Source organism: Rhodococcus sp. NPDC059968 (assembly GCF_042738615.1).
Classification (GTDB): Bacteria; Actinomycetota; Actinomycetes; order Mycobacteriales; family Mycobacteriaceae; genus Rhodococcus_F.
This window is the reverse complement of the sequence record NZ_JBHWUE010000124.1, coordinates 1-25,556: the sequence shown is the minus strand read 5'-3', so window position 1 is coordinate 25,556 and position 25,556 is coordinate 1. Positions and strand designations below refer to the sequence as shown.

The 25,556-nt window shown below is 64.8% G+C and carries 24 protein-coding genes and 2 pseudogenes; 12 read left to right on the top strand and 14 right to left on the bottom strand.

Features of this window, described 5'->3' with window-relative positions; all coding sequences use genetic code 11:
* The coding region (locus ACFWAY_RS47030) for a hypothetical protein (protein ID WP_378515451.1) at nt 1–404 on the bottom strand (404 nt) is incomplete at its 3' end.
* A gap of 791 nt (nt 405–1,195) precedes the next feature.
* On the opposite strand from ACFWAY_RS47030, the gene ACFWAY_RS47025 reads away from it, so the two are divergent.
* Nucleotides 1,196–1,753, top strand: coding sequence for an HPP family protein (locus tag ACFWAY_RS47025; RefSeq protein ID WP_378515449.1), 558 nt, complete (start codon nt 1,196–1,198; stop codon nt 1,751–1,753).
* A gap of 622 nt (nt 1,754–2,375) precedes the next feature.
* On the top strand, nt 2,376–2,897 hold the full coding sequence (locus tag ACFWAY_RS47020) for a Dps family protein (RefSeq protein ID WP_378515447.1): 522 nt from the start codon (nt 2,376–2,378) through the stop codon (nt 2,895–2,897).
* An 849-nt stretch (nt 2,898–3,746) separates the two neighbouring features.
* On the opposite strand, the gene ACFWAY_RS47015 is transcribed toward ACFWAY_RS47020, so the two are convergent.
* Entirely contained in the window at nt 3,747–4,145 is a 399-nt protein-coding gene (locus ACFWAY_RS47015) for a WhiB family transcriptional regulator (protein WP_378515446.1), read from the bottom strand.
* On the opposite strand from ACFWAY_RS47015, the gene ACFWAY_RS47010 reads away from it, so the two are divergent.
* Together ACFWAY_RS47010 and ACFWAY_RS47005 are read left to right on the top strand one after the other, a co-directional pair.
* Entirely contained in the window at nt 4,132–4,452 is a 321-nt protein-coding gene (locus ACFWAY_RS47010; protein WP_378515445.1) for a hypothetical protein, read from the top strand. The genes ACFWAY_RS47015 and ACFWAY_RS47010 overlap by 14 nt on opposite strands.
* 715 nt (nt 4,453–5,167) lie before the next feature.
* Nucleotides 5,168–5,395: a hypothetical protein gene (locus ACFWAY_RS47005; protein WP_378515443.1), complete on the top strand. Its 228-nt coding sequence runs from the start codon at nt 5,168–5,170 to the stop codon at nt 5,393–5,395.
* A gap of 165 nt (nt 5,396–5,560) precedes the next feature.
* On the opposite strand, the gene ACFWAY_RS47000 is transcribed toward ACFWAY_RS47005, so the two are convergent.
* The 3 genes from ACFWAY_RS47000 to ACFWAY_RS46990 all read right to left on the bottom strand — a co-directional run bounded on the left by ACFWAY_RS47000 (nt 5,561) and on the right by ACFWAY_RS46990 (nt 7,280).
* On the bottom strand, nt 5,561–5,776 hold the full coding sequence (locus ACFWAY_RS47000; RefSeq protein ID WP_378515441.1) for a hypothetical protein: 216 nt from the start codon (nt 5,774–5,776) through the stop codon (nt 5,561–5,563).
* A gap of 161 nt (nt 5,777–5,937) precedes the next feature.
* Nucleotides 5,938–6,282 (bottom strand): hypothetical protein, encoded by a 345-nt coding sequence (locus ACFWAY_RS46995; RefSeq protein ID WP_378515440.1) that lies wholly within the window; start codon nt 6,280–6,282, stop codon nt 5,938–5,940.
* 620 nt (nt 6,283–6,902) lie between these two features.
* Nucleotides 6,903–7,280 (bottom strand): serine recombinase, encoded by a 378-nt coding sequence (locus tag ACFWAY_RS46990; RefSeq protein WP_378515438.1) that lies wholly within the window; start codon nt 7,278–7,280, stop codon nt 6,903–6,905.
* 897 nt (nt 7,281–8,177) lie between these two features.
* Between ACFWAY_RS46990 and ACFWAY_RS46985 the strand changes: the two genes are divergently transcribed.
* Both ACFWAY_RS46985 and ACFWAY_RS46980 read left to right on the top strand, forming a co-directional pair.
* Entirely contained in the window at nt 8,178–9,839 is a 1,662-nt protein-coding gene (locus ACFWAY_RS46985; protein WP_378515436.1) for a hypothetical protein, read from the top strand.
* A 106-nt stretch (nt 9,840–9,945) separates the two neighbouring features.
* Nucleotides 9,946–10,698, top strand: a complete 753-nt coding sequence (locus ACFWAY_RS46980) for an MgtC/SapB family protein (RefSeq protein WP_378515434.1) — start codon at nt 9,946–9,948, stop codon at nt 10,696–10,698.
* 485 nt (nt 10,699–11,183) lie between these two features.
* Here the strand turns inward: ACFWAY_RS46980 and ACFWAY_RS46975 are convergent, their stop codons facing one another.
* The 3 genes and pseudogenes from ACFWAY_RS46975 to ACFWAY_RS46965 all read right to left on the bottom strand — a co-directional run bounded on the left by ACFWAY_RS46975 (nt 11,184) and on the right by ACFWAY_RS46965 (nt 12,799).
* Nucleotides 11,184–11,681, bottom strand: a complete 498-nt coding sequence (locus ACFWAY_RS46975) for an acyl-CoA dehydrogenase family protein (RefSeq protein ID WP_378515452.1) — start codon at nt 11,679–11,681, stop codon at nt 11,184–11,186.
* A 15-nt stretch (nt 11,682–11,696) separates the two neighbouring features.
* Nucleotides 11,697–11,912: pseudogene (locus ACFWAY_RS46970) on the bottom strand (acyl-CoA dehydrogenase); the annotation flags it as partial.
* Between the two features lie 317 nt (nt 11,913–12,229).
* Entirely contained in the window at nt 12,230–12,799 is a 570-nt protein-coding gene (locus ACFWAY_RS46965; RefSeq protein ID WP_378515432.1) for an FHA domain-containing protein, read from the bottom strand.
* Between the two features lie 226 nt (nt 12,800–13,025).
* Here ACFWAY_RS46965 and ACFWAY_RS46960 point away from each other — a divergent pair, with 226 nt between their 5' ends.
* Both ACFWAY_RS46960 and ACFWAY_RS46955 read left to right on the top strand, forming a co-directional pair.
* Nucleotides 13,026–13,718, top strand: coding sequence for a helix-turn-helix transcriptional regulator (locus ACFWAY_RS46960; RefSeq protein WP_378515431.1), 693 nt, complete (start codon nt 13,026–13,028; stop codon nt 13,716–13,718).
* An 81-nt stretch (nt 13,719–13,799) separates the two neighbouring features.
* Nucleotides 13,800–14,084 (top strand): YciI family protein, encoded by a 285-nt coding sequence (locus ACFWAY_RS46955; RefSeq protein WP_378515429.1) that lies wholly within the window; start codon nt 13,800–13,802, stop codon nt 14,082–14,084.
* A 117-nt stretch (nt 14,085–14,201) separates the two neighbouring features.
* Here ACFWAY_RS46955 and ACFWAY_RS46950 read toward each other — a convergent pair whose 3' ends face one another.
* Nucleotides 14,202–14,615 (bottom strand): VOC family protein, encoded by a 414-nt coding sequence (locus ACFWAY_RS46950; protein WP_378515428.1) that lies wholly within the window; start codon nt 14,613–14,615, stop codon nt 14,202–14,204.
* A 261-nt stretch (nt 14,616–14,876) separates the two neighbouring features.
* Here ACFWAY_RS46950 and ACFWAY_RS46945 point away from each other — a divergent pair, with 261 nt between their 5' ends.
* Together ACFWAY_RS46945 and ACFWAY_RS46940 are read left to right on the top strand one after the other, a co-directional pair.
* Nucleotides 14,877–15,314 (top strand): carboxymuconolactone decarboxylase family protein, encoded by a 438-nt coding sequence (locus ACFWAY_RS46945; RefSeq protein WP_378515426.1) that lies wholly within the window; start codon nt 14,877–14,879, stop codon nt 15,312–15,314.
* A complete protein-coding gene (locus ACFWAY_RS46940) occupies nt 15,311–18,109 on the top strand; it encodes an aconitate hydratase (protein WP_378515424.1) in 2,799 nt (932 codons plus the stop codon). The genes ACFWAY_RS46945 and ACFWAY_RS46940 overlap by 4 nt, the downstream gene beginning before the upstream one ends.
* A gap of 304 nt (nt 18,110–18,413) precedes the next feature.
* On the opposite strand, the gene ACFWAY_RS46935 is transcribed toward ACFWAY_RS46940, so the two are convergent.
* Nucleotides 18,414–19,208 carry a succinate dehydrogenase iron-sulfur subunit gene (locus tag ACFWAY_RS46935; protein ID WP_378515423.1) on the bottom strand — a complete coding sequence of 265 codons (795 nt, stop codon included), beginning with the start codon at nt 19,206–19,208 and terminating at the stop codon, nt 18,414–18,416.
* Between the two features lie 476 nt (nt 19,209–19,684).
* Here ACFWAY_RS46935 and ACFWAY_RS46930 point away from each other — a divergent pair, with 476 nt between their 5' ends.
* The gene (locus ACFWAY_RS46930; protein WP_378515422.1) at nt 19,685–20,041 is read left to right on the top strand and encodes a DUF488 domain-containing protein; all 357 of its coding nucleotides are present in this window, start codon (nt 19,685–19,687) and stop codon (nt 20,039–20,041) included.
* Between the two features lie 340 nt (nt 20,042–20,381).
* Here ACFWAY_RS46930 and ACFWAY_RS46925 read toward each other — a convergent pair whose 3' ends face one another.
* The 3 genes from ACFWAY_RS46925 to ACFWAY_RS46915 form a co-directional block, all read right to left on the bottom strand.
* Nucleotides 20,382–21,278: an SPFH domain-containing protein gene (locus ACFWAY_RS46925; RefSeq protein WP_378515420.1), complete on the bottom strand. Its 897-nt coding sequence runs from the start codon at nt 21,276–21,278 to the stop codon at nt 20,382–20,384.
* Between the two features lie 167 nt (nt 21,279–21,445).
* Nucleotides 21,446–21,850 carry a DUF3040 domain-containing protein gene (locus tag ACFWAY_RS46920; RefSeq protein WP_378515418.1) on the bottom strand — a complete coding sequence of 135 codons (405 nt, stop codon included), beginning with the start codon at nt 21,848–21,850 and terminating at the stop codon, nt 21,446–21,448.
* 473 nt (nt 21,851–22,323) lie between these two features.
* The gene (locus tag ACFWAY_RS46915) at nt 22,324–22,524 is read right to left on the bottom strand and encodes an RGCVC family protein (RefSeq protein ID WP_378515417.1); all 201 of its coding nucleotides are present in this window, start codon (nt 22,522–22,524) and stop codon (nt 22,324–22,326) included.
* A gap of 556 nt (nt 22,525–23,080) precedes the next feature.
* On the opposite strand from ACFWAY_RS46915, the gene ACFWAY_RS46910 reads away from it, so the two are divergent.
* Complete coding sequence (locus ACFWAY_RS46910) at nt 23,081–23,521, top strand: MarR family winged helix-turn-helix transcriptional regulator (RefSeq protein WP_378515416.1); 441 nt, start codon at nt 23,081–23,083, stop codon at nt 23,519–23,521.
* A 242-nt stretch (nt 23,522–23,763) separates the two neighbouring features.
* Here ACFWAY_RS46910 and ACFWAY_RS46905 read toward each other — a convergent pair.
* Nucleotides 23,764–25,345: pseudogene (locus ACFWAY_RS46905) on the bottom strand (FMN-binding glutamate synthase family protein).
* Between the last annotated feature and the right edge of the window lie 211 nt (nt 25,346–25,556).

Here is a 25,556-nt window from a genome sequence, read left to right as displayed (position 1 = left end):
CCGAGGACGCACTCGACTGCGCCTGCGGGCTCTACCTCGCCGACCCCACCGCCTGGCAACAACCCCCGACGAATTAACGAATCAGACCACTTAGTTTCACGAGCGTCGGCCTTGGACCGCAGGGGGTTGCCTGTCATGGCCACACGATGTCCGACAAGAGTCAGCATCGGTCGTGGAATCCCGACACCCTTCACCGGCATGCCTGTCACATAGCCTTCCTTGAAGAGATAGTTCGAGGCGTCGTACACCTCGTCGTCGCTGAGCGCCGACGCTGCCCACCCGACTTCTCCTCCGATGGCATCCGCGTCCAAGATCGGGCTGCGATAACCCTCCGTTGTCTTTGCAAGAAGCCAACGCAGGACAGCGTCACGAACCGCCCACTGACGATCGGTAGCTGCACTCACACTTCAGTCCTCCAGTAGATGCCGTTGATGCCTCCATGCACCATAGCCGTCGGCAAGGAATAGGCAAGTATCGAACTATTCTGCGCGTCTTAGCATTTCGGAACCGGTCCTCGTGTTGCAAGACGGTCGGCGCGGGAATAATTGAGGCGCAGGTCATTTCGCACTGGACTGGTGACAACATTCTAGCGATCCCGTCGTCACCGTCGACGCGATCCGAACCGGCCTTTTGTGCATGACTCGGTAGACGTGCGGTTCCCCCAAATCTGCCGCTGAACTGGACTTATTTCTTTAATTGGGTATGGTCGAGGCCAGTTCGCGGTTGCCGATTCGGAAAGGACGACAATGGCTGACAAGTCCGCCGTCAAGAGTTCAAAACAGTCTGCACGTGCTCTCAAGGAGCGCCGGGCGGAGAAGAGAGCGAAGGCCCTCGAATCGACTCAGTTCATTCGAAAGCGTAAGAGCTGACGTCATCCTGGAGCATCGCCACCTCCCCGCCATCCTCGCCACTGCCTGAGGGTTGGAATGTCGGCCCCGACGCTCGGCCAAGAGAAGAGCCGACTCGCCCATCACGGATTAGCAATTTCGGGTTCCAGCTACTTCGGGTGAGGACCTCGCCGGGCTTCCCTCCTTTCCGCTCGTATACCGAATCGGAAAAGGCTCAGAAAGCGCTGAAGAGTGTTCTGGAAACACGGCGTATGTCATTGGTCGGCATCCGCGTGAGACCTATCGGGGGGCCAACTTCCGGCGCTCTTTAATGCTGGGTGTCGGAGCGACTGAAACGAGTGGTGACGATGCGTGTGTTGAACGTGATGCAGCGACCGGTTCGAGTGGTGCGCCAATCCGACAGTATGCGCACGGCCGCGGTGCTGCTGGCCGAGTACGGGTTCGCGGCGGTGCCGGTGGTCGACGACCACGACCGGTTGGTTGGGATGTTGAACAGCGGAGACGTGTTGCGGGCCGGACAAGCGTGCTCGGAGACGGTGGGCGAGGTGATGACTGCACCCGCCGTTGCTGCGCCGATGTATCACTATTTGGCCGATGTGACCCAGATGCTGCTTCAGCAGGGACTACGCAGTCTGCCGGTCGTGGATATCGACGGGCGAGTAGTGGGCATCCTCAGCCGCAGTGACGTGGTGCGGTTGATGCTCAAACCGGACGAGACGATCGCTGTAGGCGCGCAACGCCGCCTCGACGACTATACCGGGGACGGACGCTGGCGCGTGACGGTCGTGGAGGGCTGCGTCACCATCGCAGGCCCGTTCGCGGACGAATCCGAACGCCGCATCGCGATCGCGTTGAGCAAGACCGTACCGGGGACCCGCGTCGTGTCCATTGCCGCTGAAGACTAGGTGGTGGTCCATGAGACACAAGCTATTGGCAACAGTGCACCGCGGTGATCACTGCACCGCGTGCGCGACGATGGTGCTTCGGCATCGCCCCGACGGCCCGAGTGATCAGTCCGCAGCCACGCCGACCTGGCTGTGGCCGAAGGCACTCTGATCGCGGCTCCCGTCGTCACGCTGCTCCGCACGCACGGCCCCCCGGCGCCGGTAGCGGCCCGAGGCCGAGAAAGAGAGAACGAGGAATGTATCGATCGCGCACGCCCGGCGCGGCAACCCATCGATCCTTCGCCCACGGCGGATCGATGAGCACCCGCCAGATCAAGGCCCATCTCGAGGTGATGTTCGCCCCCGAGACCGATCACGGCACCCGGCCCGGAAACGCCGGTTCAGTGCTCGCACACCGGCTCAGCGATGCTGAGTAGAACACGGTTGGGACTGCCCCGTTGCGCTCTCGGAGGACAGTGCCTGAGATCGCAGAGCGCCGGACACACCCCGCAGCACACGTGGGTACCGATCTCACCGACTGGCGCGGTCCCCCACCACGCCGACAGCACCATCGGGACGACCTCGGCCTGGACGACCACACCAAGGACCCTGACACCGACCTACGAAAACGACAGGAGCAACCATGACCCCCACCCCCATCACCACCACCCTCGACACCGAGCAGCAACGGATCGCCGGCACGGCACTACAGGGCACCGTCGTCGACCTGATCGACCTGAGCCTGATCGCCAAACAGGCCCACTGGAACGTCATCGGACCCCACTTCCTGGCGGTACACCCCGCCCTCGACGAGCTGACCACCGTCGCACGCAATTTCACCGATGAGGCGGCCGAACGCGCCACCGCGATCGGCGTCAGCCCGGACGGCCGCGCAGCCACCGTGGCCGCGGACGCGGGTACCACGGGATTCGCCGAGGGCTGGACACCCGACGCCGAGGTGGCTGAGGCGATCGTCGCGAACCTGGCCGCCGTCATCGAGCGGTTGCGGGCCCGCATCGAGCCCACCGAGAAGGCAGACCCGGTTACCCAGGACCTGCTGATCGGCACCACCGCCCGACTCGAGCAACTGCACTGGATGTGGCAAGCCCAGCGCGTGCAACCATCTGCCCAGCGCCGTCGGCTCGGACAGGTGCTCGTCACATAGCTCCGACAGCCGGTGCGCGAACGAGGACGCGCTGCGACGAACGCTCGGCGCCGGTGGTCTCGGCCTCAGTGCCGTAACGATCGCGCTTACATGCCGCACTCCAGTGGCCCCAGCACGCGAAGCCCGAGTCCGACGACAGTCCATGCCGGCCTCATGATCGGTTATGGGCCATTCCAGCAGCTGCGCCAGAGTGCGTGTGAGAACTCGAATTGGCTCGCCTGTGCCTCGCCGACAACCGAAGAAGGTCGGCTCCTGGTTGGGTCGATGATCACCAGATCACCGACCCAACCGGGAGCCCACAATGCCCATCATCGCCAATTTCGTTGTGCCCGTGGGCATTGTTGCGCGTGTACTCGTCGTCGGTCACCGCCCCACAGAGTGGGCGCCCCTCGAATCGCGATTTTCTGCACCGGGTGCACGGTAGGTGCCGTGGGACTCGACCCGAGAAGTAATACTGCCGTTGATCGTGGAGGGCATTCAGTACATCGTGTGCGGTGGCAGCGCGCGATGAAACTGCCGGTGCAGTTCTGGTCCACCGGGGCGGTGTATGCGGTCTTCGCCCTCAAAAGACCTGTGCACGAAACTCGCTGAGAATCTCATCGCAATGGTCTGCGGATCTGGATTTCGACGAAGACGTCTGCACTCGACAGGAGACCGGAATTCGCACGAGCAGGTTAGCCTGCGGGACCCGTTCGTCTCTGGCGACGGTACGTGAAAACTCGACTCGAGCCGTCATCGGTCTGACCTTCGGGCCGCTGGGGCGGTGCCGGCGCCATGCCCACGGTGCTTCCGTGCCTCGCCGAAGCGTCCGACGGTACGAATCCGCCCCGGTCCAGGTCGGAGCGGGTGTCACCCGGCGGTGGGGCCACCCCTCGACGCCCCATCGGTGTACACAGGGTCGGACGACACGGTGAATGCGGCCCGGCGTACAACCGATGCAGCGCCAGCAGGACGCTCGTGGAAAGACGCGAACGGTCGACGCTCACCGCGGCGGGCACGGTGGGTGTGTTTTCGTCGGTCCGCCTCGGTCATGCCACCCCACACGCCGTAGGATGCACCCACCGTCAGCGCGTGATCGCGACACCGCACCAGCACGGGGCAGACCTGACAGATCCGCCGGGCCCGCACTTCACGCCGATCGCGAGCGGAGCGCCGTTCGCCGTCGGGGGAGAAGAACACCGACAGATCGGCGCCGCGGCACGCGGCACGCACCCGCCATTCACCGGAATCAACGGTGACCGCCACCATGGGCGGATCCTTCGGGATCGACCACGGCGGATTCCTATCCATTGACACCACCGCCGCCGTCGCGGCGCGGCAGATGCGCTGTTGCACTGGGACGCCGCTCACGGCCACCGCGATCCGCAGACGGCCGCGACAGGATACGTACAGCTGCGGTAGTGACGCTGACGTGGCTACGGCGGGCCACATCGAGGAGAGCATCGAAGCCGGCGTCATGGCTGCAGGCGCGCTGCGCGGCCAGAACTGCAGCCGCGCCGGACAGCAACTGCGCGTCCGCACGCTGCGGCGAAGGCCCACGTCCGGACACTGCTGAGGTGTCGGTCGGCATGAGAGTCCTTTCGCTACATCGGGCGGTACGGCGGTACAGGTGGCGTCGGCGCGTGTCGGGCGATGTCTCGCGCCTCACTGTCGGCGCCGCCTGATATGTTCCGCCACTCCAGCTTCCATGAATGGAGATCCAGAGACCACCGGCCTTTACCTAGTCCTTACCTAGGTAAAGTCGGAGGTCGTGGGTGCGACCGTTGATGGGGTGCTCGGTTCTGTGTCGCGGACCACGCACATCGCCGTGGCCGATCTGCGACCCGACACTGATACGCGGGCCGCTTACGAGCGGTTCACTTCGGCGAAGGTGCGGATGTATCTGGCTGTGCAGGAATAAATCCGATGAAGGTCCAGGTCGCGGCAATAGCTGACGCCCTACCGATCGATCGGTCGCATTCCTTGGCCGAGCAGTGCCGACCGATGTGACAGTGTTTGTCGCAGTGGCCGACTCTGGCGCGCGGCACCACTCCGAACGGTGCGACGCATCCCCGCCGGTCGATCGGCGCGCTCTCGACCCGAGCGAGGAACCGGAATCGGAGCCCGATCGGCACAGCCTCCGCCCCACAGATCCTAGCCGCGAGGGCATGCACCATAGCCAAATCGGCAAACTAATAGGCGAATTCGCTGAGTCTTCCTGCATATCTTAGTATCTCAGGACGAGCGTGCGGTGATGCACGAGAATCGAGGTCGGTGTGGTCGAGGTTGCGGTGCGCATAGACATCGGGTGTGCGGCGGATCTGGTGCCCATCGTCGCGGCGAACATCCAGCGGGGCGTAGACCAGGTGTACCGCGCACACCAGGGTGCATCATCTTCCACGGTGCGGGCAGCTCTCAAACGCAAGTTCGGCAGGGCGATCGGGACAACGGCAATCGAGGTCCTCGCCGGGTGCATCTCGGACGGAAACACTCCGGTGATCAAGTGCTCGTCCCCGTAGCGATCGGGCCGGCAGACCAGAGGAGAACCCGAGTGATCTGAACATCCTGGTCTCCTCACCGCCACTCACAGCTGCAGCCCTGCACCGGCGCTCGCTCGGGACGCTCCTATGCGGCTGCATCCGGAAGACCAAAACCAAGAGCGGACTGGCGCCGGGGGGTAGTGATCAAACGGTCGTCAGCGACTGGCTGGCCACCGCCGTCTTCGGACTGGTTCCCGATTCGTCGCCATAGACGAAGTCGCCGGGATCGGCCTGAAGGTGCACCTCGACGTATTGCAGGGCCTCTTCGACACCACGGTGCCACTCTCCGAGCAGGCGTGTTCGCCCATACTGGTTGGCCCTGGTGGGATACTCGGTGCCGTGGGTCGACGAGGTCGGCAAGGCATTCGTCCGGGGCCCGCACGCACCCGGCGGCAGGGACCTGCACTTCAATTGGGCGGCACGGGATCCACGGCAGCGTCCGGACCAGACCCACCCCCATCGCAGGATCGCTCACCTCTGCCCTTCGCGGACCCCGGGGGCCTGGCTCCGAGAAGGATTGATCAGCCGTCGATGTGGAACACCGCACCACGGTCGCCGCCGCGGCGCAACACTGCCTGGATGGCGGCGGTGCCACCGATTCTGCCGGCGAGGACGAGTAGCAGCAAGACGACATTGAGGTTCACGGGACAGGTCCTCCTCGGGGTGGGCCAAGGTTTGCCGCCGGTGCGGATCGTGATGCGGTAGAGATCAGTTCGCTCGCGGCCCGCGGGTCGGCAACTGGGCGAAGGCGTGTCGGCGTTGCCATAAGCGAGCATCGCGGCGAGTGGGGTCTTGATCTCCGCGGTGCTGACCGACTTGGCACCGGCGAGCGTCGACGATGTCCTCCGGTCGGGTGTCACACTCACGGTCGGGTGTCACACTCACGGTCGGGTGTCACACTCACGGTCGGGTGTCACACTCATGATGGACGATTCCTGCGTTCGCCTAGAATTAATTGGTTGGCTCCGAGCGCAATCGGCCAGATCGCGGCATGCAGTCACCCGACGAGAAGGCCGCGAAGTCATTGCCGACCGTTACCCCCTCACCAGCGAACAATGTGCCCGCCGGTGAATCACGCGAACGGCGACGGCCGGCGAAACTGTGGATCGCGCTGCACACCTCGGCCGATCCTTCCAGCACCCACGTTACAATATGCGGAGCACCTTGACGTCCAATTGGCCTCATGATGAATCCTATTATCGCTCCGGCCTTTTCGGTGATGCACTCTGCCCGGCCGTCGCCGACATACGGGCCAGGCCGTACCGGTCGCGCACAAATGAAAATAGTCGACCGGCGGGTCCGACCTTCGCGACGGAGTGTGCGTACCCGGACACTCCCGGCTCCTACCTCGTGGCGCGACCGGACAGGGTGGCCTCGTCGGTGCCGGCGTGGTTTGCGCCGACGACGGCGCGGACCGCACAGGTTTCGCGCTCAAGCAAGTGCTCACGTACTCATCGTCGAGTGACCGGTCGAGCCATTCTCTCGTTCACTTCACTGCCGCCGTCGTCGCGGATGCCTCCGCAAGCGGAGCCGCCAGACGCCGACGCACCTTCGCCTCGTGAGCGTCGACCTTGGACCTCAGCGGTTTGCCGGCCTTGGCCACCCGACGTCCCGCGACAGTCAGCATCGGTCGTGGAATACCGATCCCCATCACCGGCACGCCTGTCACATAGTTCTCCTTGAACAGGAACATCGAGGCGTCAACCACTTCGTCGCGGGTGAGCGGCGAAGCCACCCACCCGACCTCTGCTCCGATGGCATCCGCGTCCAGAATCGGGCTGCGATAACCCTCCGTTGTCTTCGCGAGAAGCCAACGCAGAACAGCGTCACGAACCGCCCACTGACGATCGGTAGCTGCGCTCACATTTCAGTCCTCCAACTAGATGCCACTAATGCTGCCCTGCACCATAGCCATCGGTAGGAAATACGCAAGTCCGTGAAATTTCCTGCGCGCCTTGCACCTCGGAAACTCCCGGTGGACGACGGCACGACGACCGCACCGGGCGCAGCTGGGTCGGGGAGAATCTCGGATCGGGAAACAGCCCGCCGGCGCACCAACCGACCCGGTCGTCACCAACCGCGCAACACCGAGCCGCCGCGTTTCGGCCGCTGAACTGGACTTATTTCGTTTGTTGGGTATGGTCGAGGTCAGTTCGCGGTTGCCGATTCGGAAAGGACCGACAATGGCTGACAAGTCCGCCGTCAAGTGTTCAAAACAGTCCGCGCGGGCCCTCAAGGAGCGCCGGGCGGAGAAGCGAGAGAAGGCGCTCGCGTCCACTCAAGTCACCCGAAAGCGGAAGAGCTGACGCGACACTGGCGTCAACACCGCGCCCCGCCCTCTTCGCTGCCTGAGGATCGATGATGTTGCCCCGCGAACTCGGCCAACAGCCCAGACCCGCGCCCACATCAGACGTAGCAGCTTCGGAAGAGAACGGCTCGGAACGAGAAAATATCAGCCACTGCACTCTCTTCCAATTTCCTACAGCAGCGAAAACGGCTCACAAAACCCTGCCGAGTTCGATGGAAACACACCGCAGTTGTATCGGTCCGCCCCGCGTGTGACCACCCGATCGGGAGGCCAACTTCCGGCCTCTGACACGCCCGTCCCGACCCCGCCGCGGCCGGGGCGGGCGTGTTCCCAACGAGTTCAGGGTGAGCGAGACAGGGGCACTCACACAACATCCGGTGAGATGACCGTCTCCCCTGCCGCCTATTGGTCGGCGCAGGAGTGCCGGATGCGTCGAGAATTGATGGAACAGAAATGAAACGTCCTGGACTCGTCACCCGTCGGCCGGACCCGACCTCGCTGTCGTCGAGGACACGCCGGGCACTGTTGCGGGTCATCCTGCTGCCGTTGGATATCGTCGAAAGCGCCGACCCGGTCCCGGTACCCGCGGTCGACGAGGTCGAACCGTTCCTGCCGGCCCGCATCAGCGCCCCCTCCGCGACCGGAGACGATGGACCGCACGCACAGTTGCTGGCGTTCCGGCACATCGTCGATCGCAGCAGTCCCCCGGTTACCTTCGGCCTCGCACTCGATGGACACCGCGCACCTGACAGCCCACAACGCCGCTACGTCGGTTACCCGGCAACGTGCCTGTCACTGTGGGAGGTACCCGGCAACGGGCTGGTGCTGGCCTGCGAGGAACTCACCCCCGACCGCGCCGGCAGTCTGATCGACCGGAACAATGACCCGCTCCGCGGCGGCGGTAGCGGAGAATTCTGGGCCGCCATCGAAGCATTTCTTCGTCCCTTCGGGCTGACGACCGAGGCGAGCCCGACCGACATTTTCCCGCGGCTGGACACCCGACTGCCCAGATCAGAGGTCTACCGGCCGCTGCGCAGCCTGACAATGCACGGCCCCAATTGGACTGAGCGGGACACCCTCGAGGGCCTGATCATCGAGGTCCACACCGACGGGGTCGATACGGTACGGCGACTGGTCGACGAACCGGGCACCACACCCTGCACGGGGGCCGCGTCCCGCTCCTACCGTGGACACTTGCGCTGGAACCGCGCCCCGCTCACCGACGGGGCGCCAAGCCTCGGATCGGGGATCGTGATTCGCGAGGACGCCCGAGCCCTCGCCATCGGCGCCGGTTCCCCCGCTACCGGTCCCGGCCATGTCGATCGGGGCACCCGTGAGATGCTCTACAGCCTCATCGGCTGGGTCGCCCTCCGCGCACAGCACTCGGCGGACCACCGCCGCGTACTGTCGCTGCTGCGCAACCGCCGCCAACTGAGCGAACGCGGCGCTCTCGCGGGCCTCGGCGACATCGCGGCGGCCCGCACGCGGATGATCGAGACACAGCTTCTGCAAGCACATCTCACCGATGCACACCGACGCCCGCCACGGATCGAATCGACACACCTTCGATCAACGCTGGTCCACCACACGGGGGACGAGATCGCGTTTCTGCATGACGAACTCGGCAAGCTCTGTGACAGTGCTGAAAGCTGTTTGCTGCCTCACGCGCTCGCCCCCGCCCGAGACCGGCGGTCCACGCTCGTATCGGTCGCGGCCGCCGGTGCGCTGTTCGTGACCTCGCTTCACGCGGCCGTCGCGGCGTCGCCGGAGGACTTGCAGCGCTGGGGGTTCACCGTGGCGGTTGCCGCCGCGATCGGCGCTGTCGCATTGCTCGAGGTTGTCGCACGTCGTCGCCCCTCCAGGACACTGACGACACCGACACCGGTTGCGGTACCGCGTGTCTCGCCCGCCGTGACACCTGTCAGGGACCTCGAACGTCGACGGCGGGAGTCGATCTTCCCATTCGAGACGCAGGTGTGGCGCACCGCTCCGAGTCGCAGCGATGAGACGCCCACGTTGCGAGAGTGCCTTGAGGCCAACAACCTTTCCGGCTTCGAACCTTCCAACCCACCGTTGGTGGCGGCAAGTTCGTCGTCCCGTCCAGAAGCAGAGTAGACCCGACCTTCAACAACGCCGGCACCGGCACGCTTGCGGACCGTATGTTCCAGCGTGACGGACGCGGCCGTTCTTATTGTCTTATCGTCAAAGGAATATTCGCGCGATGTTAGTGACCTCGTACCCGTCCTGGTGGCAGATGTTGGCGGTGTTGTCGGTGGCGGTGGTGCTGTCCACGGCGGTGGGTATGGAGCGGCAACTGCGGCAGAAGTCCGCCGGGATGCGCACCCATACCCTCGTCGGCCTCGGAGCCGCCTTGTTCATGATCGTCAGCAAGTACGGGTTCAGCGATGTCCTCGCCGAGGGCCTGGTCACGCTCGACCCCTCGCGGGTGGCCGGCCAGATCGTCTCCGGAATCGGCTTCATCGGCGCCGGGCTGGTTTTCGTCCGCCGCAACAAGGTGCGCGGACTGACCACCGCGGCGTCGATCTGGCTCACCGCCGCGATCGGGACCGCGTCTGGTGCCGGGCTGATCCTTCCGGCGGTGTTCGTCACCGGCTGCCACTTCGTCATCGCCTTCGCGTATCCGGTCGTCGTCCGTTCCACCCGGCTCGGTAAGTCCAGCCAGCACCTCCTACGAGTGCGTTACGCCGACGGCACCGGCGCACTCCGGCGCATCATTTCGGCCTGCACCGAGCACGGGCTCGCCGTTCAGGGTTTTACCACCCGACACCCCGATGCCGACAACGGCGGCGTCCTCACCCGCCTGCGCGACAATCTGGACACGGTGCTGCCACTCACCGGCAGCGTCGAGGTCGAACTCGAACTGTATGGAACCACGAACATGAGCGAATTGGTGACGCAACTTTCGTTCCTCGACGACGTCGCCGGAGTCCATTGCGACGACCCACCGGAATAGGGATCGTTGCTCGTGGCCAGCGTCGGTGCGCCGTTACGCGAACGCTGCACCTCCCAGGAGGCTGCCGGGACAACCCAGCCGTGGGTGTATGGCGCCTGAGTCACTGTGGCCACGCCGTCGAGGTGCGTGGATTGGGGAGGGTTGCTTCGGCTCCATCGCATTGTGAGGAATCGAGCCGGACAGATCGGCAATCCCCTTGCCGCGCGTGTCCGGCTCACATGCTCGATCACTGAGTAGCACCGCTTCCGTCGTCACGTTTTGCCGACCGTTGTCAACCGAACACCTGATACCGTACGTACAGTCCGTGAGTCACAACGCATGTGGGCGAATTCGAGCGAATTTTCGATGCATAGACGTGTGGATTTTACGACCCACCTGGCCATGAACGGGTGGACGATGCACTTCACATCGCGTGCGACGCATTGCTACCGGCGGTTATCGCCAGGTCCCGGTGGGCTGGCGACGTCCCGACTGCCCTATGCAGTTCAGCGTCGCACGGAGCCGAGGACATCCCGTGCGATCACGTTGCGCTGGATCTCGTTGGTGCCTTCTCCGATCTCGAGGATCTTGGCATCGGCGTAGAAGCGGGAGATCTTCGATTCGCGGATGTAGCCGTATCCGCCGTGAATCTGGATGCTGGCGCTCGCCGCTCTGTTTGCGGCCTCGGAGGCGTACAACTTTGTCATTGCGGCCGCCTGACCGAAGGGTCGGTCGTTGTCGGCGAGCCAGGCGGCCCGGTAGACGAGGCTGCGTGCCGCTTCGACCTCGGTCGCCATGTCGGCGATCTTGTGCTGCACCGCTTGGAATTTCGACAGGGACCGGCTGAACTGTTCCCGTTGGGTTGCGTGCCCGACGGCGAGATCCAGGGCCGCCTGAGCTAGTGACAGCGCGAGGGCTGCGACGCTGATGCGCCCGCCATCGAGCACGTCGAGGAACTGACGCAGCCCGTTGCCCTCCTCATCGATCAGGTTTTCGGCCGGGATCCAGCAATCGTTGAAGATCCATTCGCGGGTATCGATCGCGTGCCATCCGATCTTGCGGAGTGGCCGTCCGACGGTATATTCGTCCGTGCCGGGCGGCACGAAGAATGTCCCGTACCGCTTGGTTCCATCCGCATTGTTCCCGGTGACCGCAAGGATGGTGGCACCGAGACTGATGTCGGTTCCCGCATTGGTGATGAACATTTTCGCGCCGTTGAGGAGCCAGCCCCCACCGTCGGCGCGGGCGGGCCGTGCAAACCGTGGGTGAAAACGTCACTGACCCCTGAACCACGTGTACTGTCACCGAATACTACGAACGGGCCGGACTGCTCCCCCACGGAACGACTCGGCTTCGGACTCTTCGGATACGGCTACACCATCTGCACCGCAGACTCCGGCCCGCTGGTCGGACCACGCAAGTGTGAGCGGTTCTCCCACGGGATGAGCCGGTTATCGGCTTCCGGTGCCTCGAGCCGGCCGAGGACGCCACGCAACAGCTTGCGGGGCGATCATGGTCGACGAGGAACGCCGTATCACTCACTCCGTCGGGGTCATTGATCTGTTGCCGCTGACAGCGGTGTGATGAGGAACGCGAGCCGGAATTTTCCGATTTTGATCTCGTCACCGTCGGCGAGCAGTGCGGTGTCGACCGGTGCCCGGTTGCGGTAGGTGCCATTGAGGCTGCCGACATCGGTCACCCGAAATGTGTCTTTGTCACGCCGGATCTGGGCGTGGCGGCGGCCGACGGTCGTGTCGTCGAGGTAGATGTCGCTGTCGATGTGGCGACCGATCGTGGTGACCGTCTGATCGAGCAGGAACCAGTCACCGCGGTTGGGTCCCCGCGTGACCACGAGCAGTGCCGAACCAGACGGCAGTGCCTCGACCTCGGCACGGCCCCAAGGCGGGTCGCTGGCGGCCGGATGCCGTCGACGGCGGGCGGTGGGGAGGTTCATCCCGGCGTACGACTTCGCCGACAGTGGGCCATCGAGTGACAACTCGGTCACCAGTGCGGCTTTCGCCCGATACTCGCGGAGCAGACGGTCAGCGTCGTCTCGGATGGCTGAGCCGGCCCGAACACCGGAGCCGATTTTAGTGTCTGTGATGTCGAATGATGCGGTCACGACGAGGTCCTCTCTCTGCGCGAGGAGAGCAAGCTAGCACTACCTCATACAACAACTAATATTTACTATTAGAATAGTGCGAACTCCCCGTCCGCCGGAAGGTGAAACGCGTGTGACTAGCATCACTAGGGGTACTTGACCTCGCGCGATCCGATGATCGACCGCGCGCTGCATCCTTCGCCGATACGGATGGTTTCTACTAATTATCTCGGCTAAAGTAGGCAGTATGAGCGAGCAGACGTTGACCGACCCCACGCTGCCGACCGCGCTCGGGGAGACCCGGAACCGGGTGCTGGGTCTGCTGTGCGCCGCGGCGGAACCGATGGGCGTACAGGACATCGCCGAACGGGTCGACCTGCATCCGAATACGGCCCGGTTCCATCTGGACGGATTGGTCGACACCGGCCTGGCCGAACGTCGCACCGAGGACCGCCGCCGGCCGGGTCGGCCCCGGATGGTCTATGCCGCTACCATCTCCGATGCGTCCACCGGCCAGCGCAGCTATCGGTTGCTGGCGGAGATGCTGACCGGCCTTATCGCCGACACTCTGCCGGAGCCCGGCCGGGCTGCCGAGACGGCCGGGGAGGCGTGGGGTCGCTACCTCGCGGATCGGCCGGCCCCGTCGCAGCGGGTGGACGCCGCCGACGGGGTCCGCCGGTTGTCGACGGTGCTGGCCGAGTCCGGCTTCGCCCCGGGCGTGGTGGAGAACCTCACTCGACCAGTGATCCCGTTGCGGCACTGCCCATTCCGGGAGGTAGCCGAGCAACACCGGGACGTGGTGTGTTCGCTGCACCTGGGCTTGATCCGCGGGGCGCTGGCCGAGGTGCGGGCACCGCTCGCGGCCGATCGGCTCGAGCCGTTCGTCGAGCCGTCGCTCTGCCTGGCGTACCTGACCCCCACTCCTGATGAACCGTCATAAGGAATCGCGCGAGAAGAACCGGTATTGAATCGAGCGTGGATGCACACTGAATAGACCGACTCACGAGAGAACGAGAAGAGCATGCCCGTCTTCGTCGTCGAATACACCTACAGCCCCGCAACGTCCTCCGGTCGTGATGATCACCGAACCGACCACCATGCGTGGCTCGCCGAATTGATCCGCCGCAAAGTGGTGCTGTCATCGGGTCCCCGGGCCGACCATACCGGCGCCCAGTTCATCGTCGACGCTGCCGACAAAGACACCGTCACACGTCTGTTCACGCACGATCCATTTGCTCGAGCAAACCTCGTATCAAAGGTTCTCATCAGCAAATGGAACCCCGTGATTGGCGAAATCCGCGGCTAGGTGCTGATCCACCAGTGTCAGGATATGCCGATCAGGCATCGTCGGCGGAATTGACCGAACCGTGCCCGATACCTCATGAGGCTCGATGACCCGACGGTGCTTGTCCAACGGTCGTGGTCACCCGCGGAATCGTTGCGCGATCAGCTCCCGCGGTAGCTGCTCGGGGCCCGGGTAGGCGACGATGACACGGATGCCGTCCGGGTCGCAACCATCGACGAACGTCACCCCGCCGACCGTCTGCGTGTATGTGGCCGCGTCATATGTGCGTAGTCGCTCGGTGATCCGCGCCAACTCGTCCTCGGTGTCGGCGGCCCACATGACGTAGTGGACGCCGATCACGCTTACCCCGCGACGGGTCGAAGCCCCCTTCTTGGCGTACATGTAGATCTGAAAGTCGTCCGGCGTCAGAAGGAGTGCTGCATCGGGCTCGCGCACAGCGACACGGCAGGCGAAGACGTCGCAGTAGTACTTCACCGACCGATCCAACTCGGCCACTTGCATCACCGACGAGGCAACCTTGGCAGCGCACATCTCATCTCCTACGCCCAGGCGGTCCGTGATCTTCACCGTACCGCTCACGGCGCGGGGTGGTCTCGTCGCTCAGATCGGAACGCACGCATCCAGTATTGTCCCTCGCAACCATGGCGCCGCGCAATGCGGCAAGCGAATCGGGCCGATGATCAATCGTTCCACGCTGTCCTGCAGATCGCCCACTGCGTCTGCACCGTCGAGCCACCGGATCGGTCGTGGAGGTGGGGACATTCGGCCCTGGCAATTTGATGCGGACGGGCTATGGTGGCAGGCAAGGTCCGCGCTGCTGCTGCGGTGTCTGCGTCACTGCTGGCAACGCTGAAACAGGAGGACAGCTGCATGCCCGAGTCGCTGTATCAGCCCACCACGCCGGAGATTTCGGAGCGCCGCAAGGCGCTCGCACCCGGAATTCACGACGCCTTCGAGAGTTTCAGTCGCACCGTCTTCGCCGACGGTGCGCTGCCGGAGAAGACGAAACAGCTGATCGCGGTCGCGGTCGCCCATGTGACGCAGTGCCCGTACTGCATCACCGGGCACACCAAACTCGCCGGCCGCACGGGCGCCGAGCCGGAGGAAATCATGGAAGCCATCTGGGTCGCGGCGGAAATGCGGGCCGGTGGTGCGTTCGCGCACTCCACGCTGGCCCTGAACGCGATGAACCATAGTGGCCACACCACTACCGGGGAGCCCGAACCGTGAGCGGCAACAGTTTCGGCGCGCGCTCCACACTGACGGTCGAAGACCAGACGTACGGTATCTACCGACTGGATGCGATCGAGACCGACGTGCAGCTTCCCTACAGCATGAAGGTGCTGTTGGAGAATCTGCTCCGCAACGAGGACGGCCGCCTGGTCACCGCCGGACAGGTCTCGGCCCTGGCCTCCTGGTCACCGCGCAAACCCGGCCACACCGAGATCCAATACACCCCCGCCCGGGTGCTGATGCAGGACTTCACCGGCGTGCCGTGTGTGGTCGACCTGGTGGCGATGCGGGACGCGATGACGGCGCTGGGCGGCGACCCGCGAAAGATCAACCCGCTCATTCCCACCGAATTGGTCATCGATCACTCGGTGATCGCGGACGTCTTCGGCAGGCCCGACGCCTACCGGGTCAACGCCGACCTCGAGTTCTCCCGCAACAAGGAGCGCTACCAGCTGTTGCGGTGGGCGCAGCATGCCTTCGACGATTTTCTGGTCGTACCACCCGATACCGGCATCTGCCATCAGGTCAACCTCGAATACCTGGCCCGCGTGGTCTTCACACGGGACACACCGGACGGCCCCCTCGCCTACCCGGACACCCTCGTCGGCACCGACTCGCACACCCCGATGATCAACGGCCTCGGCGTGCTCGGTTGGGGAGTCGGCGGAATCGAGGCGGAAGCGGCCATGCTCGGCCAGCCGATGAGCATGCTCCTGCCGCAGGTCCTCGGGCTCAAACTCACCGGCACCCTACCCGAGGGCACCACCGCCACCGACCTCGTCCTCACGATCGCCGAATTGCTCCGCAAGACCGGTGTCGTCGGCAAATTCGTGGAGTTCTACGGCCCTGGCGTCGCCAACGTCCCGTTGGCCAACCGGGCGACCCTGGGAAACATGAGCCCCGAATACGGTTCGACCTGCGCCATCTTCCCCATCGACGACGAGACCCTCCACTATCTGCGTCTGACCGGGCGACCCGAGCAGCAGATCCGACTCGTCGAGGCCTATGCCAAAGAACAAGGAATGTGGCACGACCCCGATCAAGAACCGGCGTACAGCCACACCGTCGAGCTCGACCTCGCCACCGTCGAGCCCTCCATCGCGGGCCCGAAACGACCCCAGGACCGCATCCCGCTGGCCCTCGCGCCGCACGCCGTCGGGTCCTTGCTGGCGGGCCGACCACTGCCGACTGCGCTGGAAGCCGGCCTCGACGAGGCATCCGACGAGTCATTCCCCGCCAGCGATCCGATCGCGATCGACCACGACCGCGCCTCGGACGGGCCGGCGGCACCGTGCCGGTGCGGGAAGAGCCATGAATGGCCCTCCGACCCGGTGGAGGTGGTCCTCGACGGCGAGGTGCACAGTGTCGATCACGGGCACGTGGTCATCGCCGCGATCACCTCGTGCACCAACACCTCGAACCCGTCGGTGATGATCGGTGCGGGCCTGCTGGCGATGAAGGCCGTGCAGGCGGGCCTGACCCGCAAACCGTGGGTGAAGACGTCGCTGGCCCCGGGATCGCGGGTGGTCACCGACTACTACGAACGGGCCGGGCTGACCCCCTATCTGGAACGGCTCGGCTTCGGACTCGTTGGCTACGGCTGTACCACCTGCATCGGTAATTCCGGTCCGTTGATCCCCCAGGTCAGCGACGCGGTCACCGGACACGATCTGACCGCCTGCGCGGTGCTGTCCGGGAACCGTAACTTCGAGGGCCGCATCCACGCCGAGTGCAAGATGAACTTCCTCACCTCCCCGCCGCTGGTCATCACGTACGCACTCGCCGGGACCATGCTCGCCGATGTGCGCCGTGACCCGATCGGGACCGGGTCGGACGGGCAGCCGGTGTATTTGCGTGACATCTGGCCGAGCACCGAGGAGGTCAAGGCAGTCATCGACGAATGCCTGCAGTCGCAGATGTTCACCGACGGCTACTCGAATGTTTTTGCCGGTGACGACAACTGGCGCGGCCTCGATGTCGCCTCCGGCGAGATCTTCGAATGGCACGAGGACTCCACCTATGTGCGGCGGCCACCGTACTTCGAGGGCATACAGCCCGAACCGCAACCGATCTCCGACATCACCGGCGCCCGGGTGCTGGTCATGTTGGGGGATTCGGTGACCACCGACCACATCTCACCCGCGGGCACGATCCGCCGCGACAGCCCGGCCGGTATCTACCTGCGCGAGCATGGCGTCGAACCGCCCGACTTCAACTCCTACGGATCCCGGCGCGGCAACCACGAGGTGATGATCCGCGGCACCTTCGCCAACATCCGCCTGCGGAATCTGCTGGCCCCGGGCACGGAGGGCGGCGTCACCCGCCACCTCCCCGGCGGGGAGGTGATGAGCATCTTCGACGCCGCGAACGCCTACGCCGCCGAGGGCACTGCGCTGATCATCCTCGCCGGCGCCGAATACGGATCTGGGTCCTCGCGCGACTGGGCGGCCAAGGGAACACTGCTGCTCGGGGTCAAAGCGGTCCTCGCGACATCGTTCGAACGCATCCACCGCTCCAACCTGATCGGCATGGGGGTGCTGCCCCTGCAGTTCCCGCCCGGTCGCACCCGCGAAAGCCTGGGGCTGACCGGTGAAGAGGAATACTCGATCACCGGACTCGAGGGCGGCGACCCGGGCGCGGACTTCCCTACCGAGGTCACCGTCCGAGCCGACCACCATGGTCAAGTACAGGAATTTCCGGCCACGGTGCGGATCGATACCCCCGCGGAGGCGGGATACTTCCGGCACGGCGGGATACTGCAATACGTGCTGCGACAGCTCCTCGTCACCTGAGCGGCTCGCCATGCCCACCGGGGCAGCGACCGCCGGCCGGAACGGGAGTGGTGGCCCCGGTCCACGTCCTGCCCGGAGAGCACCCATGCGGACTGCGTCTCTCGAACCGCCCCCGCACCTCCGCCGCCGTCACCCCGCGGTGGAGTGAACAGTGCCGGGCCGCCCACGTGCATCGGATGCTCGCGGGACTCACCCAACAGCAACAGTGAGTCGATCGGGGAAGCAACAGGGTGACACCTTTTCGTTTCCCCGACCAGGGCCTCAAGACCCCGGTTCAAGGCCTGGCGGTGCAGAACTCGTGCGACTACCGCACTACTGCCTTGCGGTTGAACAGCAACGCGCGTTTGACTTCGGTGATCGCTTGCGTCACCTTGATTCCGCGCGGACAAGCGTCCGTGCAATTGAACGTGGTGCGGCAACGCCAGACGCCGTCGACGCCGTTGAGAATGTCCATCCGCTCCCCGGCGCCTTCGTCGCGGCTGTCGAAAATGAAGCGATGGGCGTTGACGATGGCGGCCGGCCCGAAATAGCTACCATCCGCCCAATACACCGGGCACGACTCGGTACAGCACGCGCACAGGATGCACTTGGTGGTGTCGTCGTACCGGGCACGATCGGCCTGGGACTGGATCCGCTCGCGGGTGGGCTCCTGACCCGAGGTCATCAGGAACGGTTTGATCTGGCGGTACGCCGAGAAGAACGGCTCCATGTCGACGACGAGATCCTTCTCGACCGGGAGTCCCTTGAGGAGTGCGATCGTGACAGTGGTGTTCTTACCGTCTTTGTGCAGCATGTCGCGCATGAGCACCTTGCACGCGAGCCGGTTGACTCCGTTGATGACCATTGCATCCGATCCGCACACGCCGTGCGCGCACGAGCGGCGGAAGGTCAGGGTCCCGTCGAGATACCCCTTGACGTAGGTGAGCAGGTTGAGCAACCGATCGGTGGGCAGGCAGGGAACCTCGAAGCTCGCCCATCCGGCCTTGCCCGGGTCCTCGGGGTTGAACCGGCGAATCTTCAACGTGACCATCACGGCGCCTTCGGGGACCGGTGGTAGCGCGACGGAACCCGGGCCCTCGTTGTTCATGGTGACAGACATGGTTATCGACTCCAACCTCGTCAATTACGGTTTCGGGGAGCTCGTCTCGGATTGTCCACAGGTTAGCTCAGTGGTCGGTTGTCGGATCGGAAAACCGGTCCGGACCCTCTCTCGCGCCGGGGGCGCCGCGTGATGTGCGGACGCGAGATCCCCTCCCACGTAACAGGCGCATCGCGTTGACGAGGGCCACGAGCACCGACAGTTCGTGCACGAGCATCCCGATGGGGATCGTGGCGTGGCCGACGAAGACGCCCGCCGGCACCACGACACGGTTGCCGGCGCCACAGCGATGGTCTGCCGCGGTGCACGGCCGCGGTGCACGGCCGTGGTGCGCTTCGCCAGGTGGATCGACTCGGGCAGCTTCAGCAGGTTGTCATCCATCAGTGCGGTGTCCGCGGTCTTCACCGCCACCGCCACAGTGCACCGCGGGCTTGTCATTCGTTGTGGGCACCGTCATTTCGTGTCATGATCGATCTATGGGCCCGATCGAGTTGGTGCGAGCCTATGACGCTCGCGGCACCAAGAAGACCTCGCCAACCTTCTTGGTAGATCGACTGTGGCCACGGGGCATCGCGAAAGCGGACCTCGACTGCGACGCCTGGATCAGAGAGGTGGCGCCCAGCACGCAGCTGCGGACCTGGTTCGGCCACCAGGCGGATCGCTTTCCGGAGTTCCGCACCCGCTACCTTCACGAACTCGACACCAATCGCACTGCCGCCCAACCGATCGTCGAGGCGGCGCGTAACGGGACTGTGGTGCTGCTGTATTCGGCGAGGGACCTCGAGCACAACCAAGCCGTGGTCTTGCGCGAGTGGGTCTCGAATCAGTTCTGACATCACCGTAGGACTGCCTGAATACTCATCGCATCCATAAAACCCTCGACCCGCACGTCGAGCCGTGCCGTCCGGCCGCGGTCAGAACGGGGCCGTGGTCCGCGGGGCAGTGGTGGGTCGGGCGCAGGTCAGTGCGGTCAGTCAGACCCCAAGGCCCGCAGGGCGACATCCTGGAAGCCGGAAGGCGAGGGGTGACGGTCCTGTCCCCTACCGCGAGTCCCGCAACAGAGGTTACCGTGGTGTCGGGGTGAACCACAGCTCCCGATACACCGCATGCTGCCCAGGATCCCCCGAACGGAACCGGCGGTCACCGCTCTGGAGCCTGAGGGGACTATTGGCCCTATCCGAATCGTGATTGCTCGAGGGCGAATCCGCGGGCGTCGACGGGCGTGTGTTGTGTGTGCCGGGTCGACGGTTCGTCGTTTACGTTGGCAGGAGTGGTTGTGGTTGCAGGTTCGGCTGTTCGCGGCGGAGCCTGGGCGGTGTGCGGTGTCGCTCGTTCCAGAAAGCGGAGCAACTCGACCGGGAACGGCAGCACGAGGGTCGAGTTCTTCTCGGCCGCGACTTCCACGACGGTTTGCAGGAGCCGCAGTTGCAGGGCGGCGGGATGTTCCGTCATGGTCTCGGCGGCCTGGGCCAGTTTCGCCGAGGCTTGCAGTTCGCCGTCGGCGGTGATGATGCGGGCCCGCCGTTCACGTTCGGCCTCGGCCTGGCGCGACATCGACCGCTTCATCGAATCGGGGAGGACCACATCCTTGATCTCCACCCGGTCGATCTGCACACCCCACCCCAGCGCGGGGCTGTCGATCATCAGCTCCAAGCCCTGGTTGAGGCCCTCCCGGTTGGACAGTAGGTCGTCGAGTTCGCTCTTGCCGATGATCGACCGCAGCGACGTCTGGGCGACCTGACCGATCGCGGAGACGTAGTCCTGCACGTCCACTGCCACTCGCACCGGATCGGCGACGTTGAAATAGACGACCGCATCCACCCGGACGGTCACGTTGTCGCGGGTGATGCCGTCCTGGGCGGGCACCGGCATCGTGATGATCTGCATGTTCACCTTCTCGAGCCGGTCGGCGATCGGGATCAGCAACATCAGGCCCGGTGCGCGGACGGCGGGCTGGACGCGTCCGAACCGAAACACGACGCCGCGCTCGAACTGTTTGACGACGCGAATGCTCGAGCTCAGCCCGAGCAGGCCGAGTCCGACCAAGACGGCCACCGCATAGAGAATCATGGTGTTCTCCTATCCGCCCGTGGCCCCTACCGATACCCGGTCACCATGGGCTTGCTGCCAATCGATGAATTTACCTCACGTCCCCCCGTTAGCTGCTCCTCGAGCAGCGCCTCGACTCGTGGAGGCGCTCAAACCTGCGCGAGGCGTTGGATTTCCGAGTTCGCCGATCAATGCGGTGCCGGCGCCTCGCGGGGTGGCCATGGTATGAGCACAGCACCGGTCGACGTCGATGGATCGAGGATCCGGACGCTGTCGGTATTCACCGGAATCGCGCTCGCGGAATGGGAACCGCCGACGGTCAGACGGTTGCGTGCAGGCACCGTCCGTGTTGTACGTGGCGTCGGTGAACTCTTCCGGATGGTGATCTCGGCTTCGTTGAAAACGCGGGGACCCAACAGTGCAAACATTCCGAACGTCACCGCGAGCACCAGCACTCTCAGCCGGACCCGCACACTGCGATCGTATGGTGGGCGCGGTGTGACGCCGTGAAACGCTCGGACCAGCGCCGGGCTGCTTGCGAGCAGCCGTTGTTCGATCTCGCACAGAGCATTTCGTTCTTCGTCGCTGAGCACAGCGCACCTCCCGGACTCCCCCGGCGAGGTCTTGGTGCCGGGACGACCACTTTTTATATCGTATCACGATAAAAATGTTTCGCCTGCAGCACGGGAAGGAGCGGCGTCGGCCACCCGGTTGACTGCGCTCCTCGTCGGTGGTTCGGTAGTGGACCTTCTTTGGGCGCGAAGACGCTCGCGCCCAACCACATATCCGGTCCCGTCGCTCGATCCGTATGCGACTTTCGCGAAAATCACGGTCGACATCCGGCAGCGCGGGAAGCCGGCCGCTGCCGGACACGAAGGTGATTGCGCGCCAGTAGAGGTGGGAGTACCGCCGCTACCCCCTTTTCTAGCGGCGGTTGCCGATTGGTGCGGTCGGCGATGTCGCCGCATGGGTGCCGGTCCCGCACCGCGCGAATAGGGGTTGCGGTAGTACTCGCCGGGAATCGGGCGGATTTGCCTGGGTGGGCTTTTCGAGCTGTACTTCTCGTTCAGTACCGGGAGTAGTGCTGTCCAGTCGCCGGTTCGCCAGCGCAGATGCACTTTCGGCCGAGGTTTCGGTCCGCGGTCGCGGCGCAAAACCGAATACCGAGCGCATCGTGGGAATCCGGGCTGTGCGGACATGCCGTGCAGTACGGCGTTGATTCCAGTGCCCGTTCAAGGTTCGACACATTGGTCGCGTTCGACGCCATGGCGGCGCTCCAGTTCTCGGCCCTGTAATCGGGCCGGTTCGGGCGCCGAGGACGACATGGCTTGACCGCGCATGTTCGGGCCCTCGGCACCCTCAAGGCTACACTCGCCCGCCGGCTCCTTTGGCTCCGCGGGTGAACGACCCTCTCCCCGACCCTATTGCGGCGATCCTGTCGCAACTGCACCCGAACGAGTCTCGGATGCTTTCGTTGCCGATCTTCCGCCCGTGCTCATCGCTCCGCTGCACGGGGCAGTGCCGGTGCTGATACATGATGAGTTCATGTGCGTCCTTCTTCTGAGGGAATCGGAAATCGTTTGCGCTGGAATCGCGACCGCCAATCGGCGATACTTTGTCGACATTGCCGAGTCGGTGGCCGATCGCACGGCGGGGCGTTACGTACTCGTCGCCGTGGCATCGACGTCGGCGCTGTCTCCAAGGACTCGTCGCACGATGTCGGGCAATGCCCCGTTCAGGCGTGATGACCACGAGAACGTCCCTGGTGTATCGTATGACGATATATAGTGCGGCGGTTCTGACGACTGAAGGGGCGAGGTGCCGTGACTGCAGAGGAGCACGTGGAGTCGGAGCCGTTGACGAAGCGGGATTTCGAAACACTGGCACGTTTCCGCTTCGGTATCCGCCGCTATGTGCGCTTCAGTGAGGATACGGTTCGTGACCATGGCCTCACCCCGCAGCACTACCAGTTGTTGCTCGCACTCAAGGGGTTTCCCGGCCGCGAATGGGCCACCATGCGAGAACTGGCCGACCGCCTGCAGCTGCGGCATCACAGCGTGGTGGAGCTGGTCGACCGGGCGCAGAAGCAGGGTCTCGTGGAGCGCGCGCCGCACCCGTCCGACGCGCGGGCGGTACGGGTGGAGTTGACCGACAGCGGGCAGCTGATCCTGGCGCGTCTGAGTGCGATGCACCGCGACGAACTGCTGCGCCTCGGACCCGCCCTCGAGTTACCCATCTGGGACGACCCTCCCCAGGATCGGTGACGTCGCGTCCTTCGTCGACCCGCCCGGGGCCGTGATCGGTCGCCCGCACATCGATCCCGGTTCCCATCAGTCGGTGAAGGAGTTGCTGGGTGAGAGTCGGTAGGCGCCGGGCGAGGAGTTGGCGCAGGCGGATCCCGGACATCGGGGACGTCGCGCTCGTGGGCGCAGGTTCTGCGGTAGGTGGTGCGAAGTAGCCGGCCTCGGCGGGACTCGGGCAAACACCACAGACACCGGCGATGCCGTCAAAACCTTGACGAGTCGGCGTTCGTCCAGTCGCGGAGCCAACTCGTCGGGGGGTCCTCTGTGAGCAGGTCGCCTGGCTGCAGCCACTCGTGTAGGTCCGCGTAGGTCATCGTGCGGTGCCCCTGGATGCGCCGGTTGAGCATCGACGGATCGAGGTCGCAGAAGTCGTCCAGCCCCATCGATGCCAGGATTTGTTGGGCGCTCGCCACGGTCGATCTCCGGAGGTTGTACACCCGGGTGGTCTTGTCCGGAACATTCAGTGCGCGGGCCCGGCGGGCGTCCTGGGTGGTGACACCGACGGGGCACCGGTTGGTGTGGCATCCGTTGGGCCTGGATGCAGCCGACCGCGAACATCATCGCGCGGGCGGCGAGGGTGAAGTCCGCTCCCTGGATCAGGCGTTTGATGATGTCGATTCCGTTGGCGACCTTGCCCGAGGCGCCGATCTTGATCCGGTCCCGCAGCCCGGTGCCCACCAACGCGTTGTGCACCAGCATCAGGCCTTCGGTGAGCGGCATCCCGACGTGGTCCTCGAATTCGAGTGGGGCAGCCCCGGTTCCGCCCTCAGATCCGTCGACGATGATGAAGTCCGGGATGATGCCGGTCTCGATCATGGCCTTGTAGATGGCGAGGAATTCCGTGCGGGAACCGACGCAGAGTTTGAAGCCGATCGGCTTTCCGCCGGACAGTGCACGAAGTGTGGTGATGAAGTCGATGAGCTCGAGCGGTGTGCAGAACGCGCTGTGGGAGGGCGGCGAGATCACGCTCTGCCCGACCGGCACCCCCCGGGTTCGGGCGATCTCGGGGCTGACTTTCGCGGCGGGCAGGACGCCGCCGAGCCCTGGTTTCGCCCCCTGGGAGAGCTTGATGGAGATGCATTTCACCTGCCGAAGGGCGGCCTTGGCGGCGAACTCGTCGGGATCGAAGTGCCCATCGGCGTCGCGGCAGCCGAAGTAGCCGGAACCGATCTCCCAGATCAGGTCGCCACCCTGCGCGAGGTGGTAAGGACTGATACCGCCCTCGCCGGTGTCGTGGGCGAACCCGCCTCGTGCCGCGCCCCCGTTGAGCGCCTCGATGGCGTTGCCCGACGGGGCGCCGAAGCTCATCGCCGAGACGTTGTACAAGGCGATGTCGTACCCCATGGTGCACTGTGGACCGCCGATCCGAACATGTGGTGTGTCATCGGAGGCCGGATGCGCGCGCAACGAGTGGGTGACGAACTCGTATCCGGTGGCGGTGACGTCCCGTTCGGTTCCGAACGGTTCCACGTCCTTGGTGCCCTTGGCGCGCTCGTACACCGTGGTGCGGGTGTCGCGGTCGAACGGTGTTCCGTCCGTGGATCGTTCGATGAAGTATTGCTGGATCTCGGGGCGTATCCTCTCGAGCATGAACCGGGCGTGGCCGATCACCGGATAGTTCCGCAGCACACTGTGCCTACGCTGCAGCAGATCCCAGGCGCCGACCATGGCGATCGCCGCTACGATCACCGTGACGAGCAGCCACCACGCCGAGACGAAGAAGACCAGCAGCAGCGACGCCGACCCCAGCACCCAGGCGCCCGCGATGACCAGCCACCGGATCATGGGAATCCCTCCCGGCGCGTGGTCGCGGACGCACCCACCCTCCGTGTCCGCCCCCACGCACCCGATCGATCAGGTCCGGCCGAACCGGAAGCGCCATCGGTGAATCCAGGAAGCCGTGAACTGTCCTGGGTCGGGTGGAGACTCCTGATTGAACCAGGAGAATGAAGTCATGCCAGCACCGAGGAAGTACGACACCGAGACCCGTGAGCGG